The organism is Coleofasciculus sp. C1-SOL-03 (genome assembly GCF_040220555.1).
In the GTDB taxonomy this organism is placed as follows: Bacteria; Cyanobacteriota; Cyanobacteriia; order Cyanobacteriales; family Coleofasciculaceae; genus Coleofasciculus.
This window is the reverse complement of sequence record NZ_JAVJUO010000200.1, coordinates 66,496-72,495: the sequence shown is the minus strand read 5'-3', so window position 1 is coordinate 72,495 and position 6,000 is coordinate 66,496. Positions and strand designations below refer to the sequence as shown.

Sequence of the window (6,000 nt, the reverse complement as noted above, 5' to 3'; positions counted from 1 at the left end):
GCTGCTATAACTTCTAAATCGAATTTTTTCTGCCCCAGCTTCCCCAGCTTCCCCAACTCCCCCAGCTCTCCCATCTCCCTCATCTCCCTCATCTCCCTCATCTCCCTCATCTCCCTCATCTCCCCAAGCCCCCGCCCATCCTCCTCCCAATTTTAGGGTTTGTCCTGATTTGCGCCCTATTGATTGGAAAAAAGGCTGTAGCAACTTGGACACGGAGATCTACAAGCGATGTGCAACAACATGAGCGAGTTTTCACAAGCATCTTATTTTAGGCGAGAACGTGAAAGCTTAGTCATTTTATCCAATCCATCACCCAAGCGTCTGGTGTTTGATGTTAAGGGCAACGATGACAATCGTGGCAGCGGTCGTTAAATGGTGATCCCATCCCCAGGCAAGCCGCTTAATTCGGGTCAGCATCAAGCTAGGTTTACCCAAGTTTGATTCAGTTATTCGGAGCAGATAGAGCAATTGAGCGTAACCCATAAAAAGTAACCCAGCTTCAGAAGCTGGGTTTTCGCTTATAACCAACTACGTTGGCAATATGCACCCCTACACCTGAGTTCCCCCACTCCCCTCATCCGTGTCAACTTCAGCCACAATCCTTACCAGAGGCTCGCTTTCAGGAATTATACTGAAAGCGTACCCACAGGCTTTACTCTAGGCTATTACCGTAAACAGAGCTACCCCAGCTCCCCCGCTTTTCAGCTTAAGTTGACACCAATGCACTTCCCCGCTGCCCGACACCGGGCGGTCGGGAATTTTAATAAAATTTAACAATTGTCAAACAGTTACGGTTATCATCCATACGTGTATAACTGAGCTTATCGGCAATTTTTTGCATAATAGCCAGTCCTCGCCCTCCTTCAGCCTGATCATCAGGCAAGGACGATGGAGTTCGGAGTCGCCGCTCAAAATCAAACGGCGCTCCACAGTCCCAGACCCGTATCTCTAGGCGTTGGGGCGATTGCCCCAGAATTACCTCAACCTCAATGGAAACACTGGGCGGTAGGTCTTTGTGGGCATATTTCACCGCGTTAGTGTATCCTTCCGCAAGCGCTAGTTTGCACTGTAACCAGACTTTTGTTTCGATTGAGGAGGGGTGAAGCTCCCCAAACCAGGATAAAACCTGGTCTAACGCATTCAGGTCGGAAGGAAATTGCTTGCTAAATGTTTGAAGCTCTCTCAACTGCTCAAAGCCTTTCACATCAACGACATCAAAGCCAGAATTAAAATGAACAGATACTCCCTGTGAAAAAATCCAGTCTACCCTAGATTTAACCCTTGCTCTACCATTTATGCACTGACCTTGAGATCTTTATCACTTTCTCATGAAACTACCCTTAGCTTCATCGAGTGTTCCTTCTTGTTGTAAGCGCGTGCATCTGCAATCTCCTTGAGTGACTTGTATTATCTCGATGCCATGACCCAAATTCTAATTATTGATGACGACCCCGCCATTCAAATACTGCTGAAACGGACGCTTCATAACCAAGGTTATGACGTCACCATCGCTAGCAACGGCGAAGAGGGTCTTGAACTTGCGCGGCAGTTACATCCGGCGTTGGTCATTTGTGATTGGATTATGCCCAGGATGAACGGACTAGAAGTTTGCCGTCAAATTAAGGCAACGCCAACCCTATCCACCACCATGTTTATTTTACTGACATCGCTCGGTTCCGTTGGGGATCGAGTGAAGGGACTGGATGCTGGGGCGGATGACTTTATCTGTAAACCAATCGAAATCGCTGAGTTGCAGGCGCGAGTGCGTTCCGGCTTAAGATTGCATGAACTGAGCCGCGATTTGCAGCATCAAAAACATTTGCTGGAAATGGAACTCGCAGAAGCAGCGGAGTATGTCCGTTCCATTCTGCCAGACCAGATGACCGAACCGCCTGTAACGATTGAGTCTCGATTCATTCCGTCTCGGCAATTAGGAGGTGATGGCTTCGATTACTATTGGTTGGATTCCGAACACCTGGCAATTTATCTGTTAGATACGGCTGGACATGGCTTGAGAGCAGCTTTGCCAACCCTGTCGGTGTTAAATCTTTTGAGGTCACGTACCCTGCCGAATATTAACTATTACCAACCCAGCGATGTTCTGCGAGGGTTAAACCAGACCTTTCAGATGACAGCACGTAACGATAAATACTTTACTATCTGGTATGGAGTCTATAATCGGACGAAGCGCCAACTGGTTTATGCCAGTGCTGGACATCCACCGGCAGTCTTATTTTCGGGTAAGCCCTCATCTAGTCGGGATGTTAATCTGTTGAAGACAACAGGACTGCCTGTGGGTATGCTGCTTGAGGCTGAGTATGTTGATGATAGCTGCGACGTTAGCGCATCCAGTTCTCTTTACATTTTCAGCGATGGGATTTACGAGATTCACCAACCGGATGGTAATATCTGGGGACTTGACTCATTCGTCAAACTTCTGGGTGAGTGTAGAGTCGATAGTTCGTGTAACCTAAACTCGATCTTAGAGGGCGTTGACGCCTTAAATCCCAAAGACTTTTTCGATGACGATTTGTCTTTGCTAGAAATTAACTTTGATTGACATCCTCCCCGACTTCCGGAGCTGGGGAAGGAGTAGCTGAAGTCGGGGATTCCCGCCCTAAATCCGGGTGGACTACGCCCTTGTGGGAAGGACAAGGCAGAGTGCACAGGTCAAAAGGTTCTCAGGAAAAAACACTCAAGTTATAAAGGGGATTTCAAAATTCCAAAAGCAGATTGGGTCTTTATACTAAATCCGGGTTCCCCACCCCCCTATAACCTAGTCCACGTAGGCGGACTGGGTTTGTGTAGCAGCAATTTCAATCGCTGTGGCAAAAAGGGGGTAACAAAGGTGGATTTGAGATTAACAATAGACCCCCACATTGGTAAAGAACAGTGACCCGCCAAGGATTTGCATTCCTGGCGGGTTGTTACTAAAAGGGGATCAGCTACTGAGAAACTTGAATACTCACCCTTCAGTGCAGAGATTCTTAGGAGGCTTTGCCAAATTGGGCTAACCCAGGAGAATCATGCACTAGAGGAGACCGCCTCCTCAAACGCTTCTCGTGTGGGGAAGATTTCAAAAACCCGATCCATGCTTGTCAGTTCAAATAACATTTTGATCTGTTCGTTGACTGAGCAAACAAAGAGCTTTCCCCCAGCAGCACGAACGGTCTTAAGGGCAAGAACCAGTGCCCCTAAGCCCGAACTATCCATAAAGGTAACGTCTTGAAAATCAATCAATACGATGTCGGCATTCGATTGCACAAGGTCGCTAATCTCTTGACGAAATTGACCGGCTTTTGTGCCATCTAAGATACCAGAGGGTTGAACAACTTTAACCACAGGACTCATATACTACTTATGACTGCCGTTACAGAAATATCCAGACCTTGCCAGTATAGCTGCGACAATTCAAATCAGCCAAACTTTTGGGCTGAGGAGAGGTGTCGTTTTTGGGCAGTTTTTATCCTCTGGAGAGATTATAGAGATATCTCTCTTGAGTAACTTCATTCTGTTTTCCTTGGATCAGCTATCTGCATTGGTCAGGGATGGAATGTATCTCAACTTGGGCGGAGATACGTCACTCCTTACCGAGTCCAGCCGTATCCATCCGGATTTTTTCGGTAAGCACATTTACTATAGCTTATCAATAGACCCTCCTAAGTAAGTAGTCGGACACAATTAAAGTTAACAGTTGAGATTAGGCAACAGGCAACAGGCAACAGTAAGGGTTTGAGGCTTATTTACAAAACTTAACACAGTGCCGTTTTCTTTTGTCCGACTACTGAGTCGGACTTTCATTAAAGTTAACGGTTGAGGTGTGAATGGATGACTGTGGACGTCCCAGGTAGCGGCAACCTTGATCTCAGCGGTAAAGGACTTGGTAAGCTTCAGTAAGGAGATTACGAAATTGGGCAATGACAGACCAAGTTTTGATTCTAGGGGGACAAGGACGTATCGGCAGCAATGTTATGCAAGATCTGATTGCCCATACCCCAGCACAAATTACGATTACAGGGCGTCACCAGACATCACAGACAGCATTTTCGCCACAGGTACAGTTTCTCACCCTAGATTTAGCCGATCGCGAGGGGTTGAGGCGGGCGATCGCCTCTCATAATCTGGTGATCCATTGCGCCGGTCCTTTTCTCTATCGCGATGCCTCGGTTCTCAAAACCTGCATCGAGATGGGCGTAAATTATCTGGATGTGAGTGATAATCGCACCTTTATCCACAAAGCCTTCGCCGATCATGAAGCAGCAGCGGCGGCGGGTGTCACGGCGATTATCAATACTGGGGTTTTTCCCGGAATCTCCAATAGCATGGTGCGTCAGGCGGTTGAACAATTGGATCAGCCGGAAACCATTCACCTGAATTATGGCGTAGCCGGTTCCGGTGGCGCTGGCGTAACCGTGATGCGAACCACGTTTCTGGGGTTAACAGAACCCTTTGCGGCGTGGATTGATAACCAGTGGCGTCAGGTAAAACCCTATAGCGATCGCGAAACGGTTCATTTCCCTCAACCTTATGGCAAGGTCGGCGTCTACTGGTTCGATGTACCCGAAACCGTTACCCTTGTCAATTCCTTCCCCGTGAAAACGGTGATCACCAAGTTTGGCTCAATTCCCGATATTTATAACCACCTCACCTGGATCACCGCCCATCTGTTTCCCACCAATTGGTTAAGGAAACCCGAAAATATCGAGTCTTTGTCCCAACTCAGCTACCGCATGACTCAATTTAGCGATCGCATCAGTGGGATTGGCATTGCCATTCGCGCCCAAGTCACAGGTTACCAGGAGAACCAACCTGTCACAGTTGTCTCAACCTTGGTGCATGAAAATACAGCAGCGGCGGCTGGTGCAGGTACAGGTAGCATTGCCCAGTTTATACTGGCAGGTCAACTCAGGAAACCCGGTATTTGGTCAGTTGAACAAGCGCTGACAACGGACTTATTTGAGCAAGCGATGCAACGCCGAAATATCAAAATTCATTCGCACAGGACTCTACTGAGCTAAAGGTTTAGCATTATTGGATAGAATTAATGTGTTTTTATAGAGTGATCTGAAAACGAATCATTCAAATTGTTTTATTTTTTGCTCAACAATATTTCGTTTTATTTTTTTGAATGATACAACAAGAAAAAAGTTGGCTTTTTCCGGAAATGCAAGCTATGCTGAGTATGGTTTAAAAGTATTACAGATGTAACCAATAAGTGCAAAGTATCCAGGGTTTTGTGATTCAGATTTTATCTTTGATAAAGTCTAAATCTTAAGAACTTATAAAATTACTTCTGTATAACTAAATACCTAGACAAATCAAGGAAACATCTCACGATCCATTCGGAAAATAAGGAGCAAATGTGTTAGAACTAAAACGCGATAAACTCGGACAACTCAGCAGCATTGAATCCTTCCGGGCGATTGTGGAAGGCATGACAGATGCTTTAGGAGACAAGGCTACAGCCGTAGCACTGACCTCTGCGGGTCGGAAACACGGTAAGGAAGTTGCTGAAAAGTTGGGCTTCAAAGGTTCGGGACAAAACTTAGAAGATGCTGCCAAACAAATCACGGAACTTTTGGGAGAAAAAGGTTCTCGTCTTTGTATAATTGATCGCATTGTTCAAGATGGCGATTCAATCAAAGTCTATACCTCAGAAACCCTCTGTGCGATCGGTGGAACTGAAGAAAATCCTCCCAAGTGTACCTTTACACTCGGTCTAGTCTGGGGAGTATTAGGTGAACTACTTCAATCGAAACTGAAGGCAACTCAAACGGAATCTGTGCTTCGGGGTGACAGTTACGACTTGTTTGAGTTTACTGTACTCACCTAATGTGTAAAAAGAGCGGCTTTTTATTGTCTTTAAGGATAATACCAAAGGTAAAAAAGCCGCCGTTAGTAGAGACGTAGCATACTACGCCTCTACATTATTTATTGGCAGGTAAAAGAGGAAAAAGATCAGGTTTTTTCCAAATTGTAAGGGTGCACCGACGTGCGCCC

At 46.2% G+C, this 6,000-nt stretch carries 6 protein-coding genes; 3 read left to right on the top strand and 3 right to left on the bottom strand.

Going from position 1 to position 6,000, the window contains the following annotated elements:
• Together RIE73_RS31145 and RIE73_RS31140 are read right to left on the bottom strand one after the other, a co-directional pair.
• Positions 1–213: hypothetical protein (locus RIE73_RS31145; RefSeq protein WP_446404850.1), on the bottom strand; the 213-nt coding region annotated here is incomplete at its 3' end.
• Between the two features lie 547 nt (positions 214–760).
• Positions 761–1,204 carry an ATP-binding protein gene (locus RIE73_RS31140; protein WP_446404849.1) on the bottom strand — a complete coding sequence of 148 codons (444 nt, stop codon included), beginning with the start codon at positions 1,202–1,204 and terminating at the stop codon, positions 761–763.
• A gap of 216 nt (positions 1,205–1,420) precedes the next feature.
• Here RIE73_RS31140 and RIE73_RS31135 point away from each other — a divergent pair, with 216 nt between their 5' ends.
• Positions 1,421–2,560, top strand: coding sequence for a PP2C family protein-serine/threonine phosphatase (locus RIE73_RS31135; RefSeq protein ID WP_446404848.1), 1,140 nt, complete (start codon positions 1,421–1,423; stop codon positions 2,558–2,560).
• A gap of 464 nt (positions 2,561–3,024) precedes the next feature.
• Here RIE73_RS31135 and RIE73_RS31130 read toward each other — a convergent pair whose 3' ends face one another.
• Positions 3,025–3,351: an STAS domain-containing protein gene (locus RIE73_RS31130; protein WP_006101943.1), complete on the bottom strand. Its 327-nt coding sequence runs from the start codon at positions 3,349–3,351 to the stop codon at positions 3,025–3,027.
• Between the two features lie 566 nt (positions 3,352–3,917).
• On the opposite strand from RIE73_RS31130, the gene RIE73_RS31125 reads away from it, so the two are divergent.
• Both RIE73_RS31125 and RIE73_RS31120 read left to right on the top strand, forming a co-directional pair.
• Positions 3,918–5,018: a saccharopine dehydrogenase family protein gene (locus RIE73_RS31125; protein WP_446404847.1), complete on the top strand. Its 1,101-nt coding sequence runs from the start codon at positions 3,918–3,920 to the stop codon at positions 5,016–5,018.
• A 344-nt stretch (positions 5,019–5,362) separates the two neighbouring features.
• The gene (locus RIE73_RS31120; RefSeq protein WP_446404846.1) at positions 5,363–5,833 is read left to right on the top strand and encodes a hydrocarbon-binding protein; all 471 of its coding nucleotides are present in this window, start codon (positions 5,363–5,365) and stop codon (positions 5,831–5,833) included.
• Positions 5,834–6,000: the final 167 nt, after the last annotated feature.

Coding starts and splice junctions, on each gene's coding strand:
- RIE73_RS31135 (WP_446404848.1), top strand. CDS start 1,421: ATGACCCAAATTCTAATTATTGATGACGACCCCGCCATTCAAATACTG.
- RIE73_RS31130 (WP_006101943.1), bottom strand. CDS start 3,351: ATGAGTCCTGTGGTTAAAGTTGTTCAACCCTCTGGTATCTTAGATGGC.
- RIE73_RS31125 (WP_446404847.1), top strand. CDS start 3,918: ATGACAGACCAAGTTTTGATTCTAGGGGGACAAGGACGTATCGGCAGC.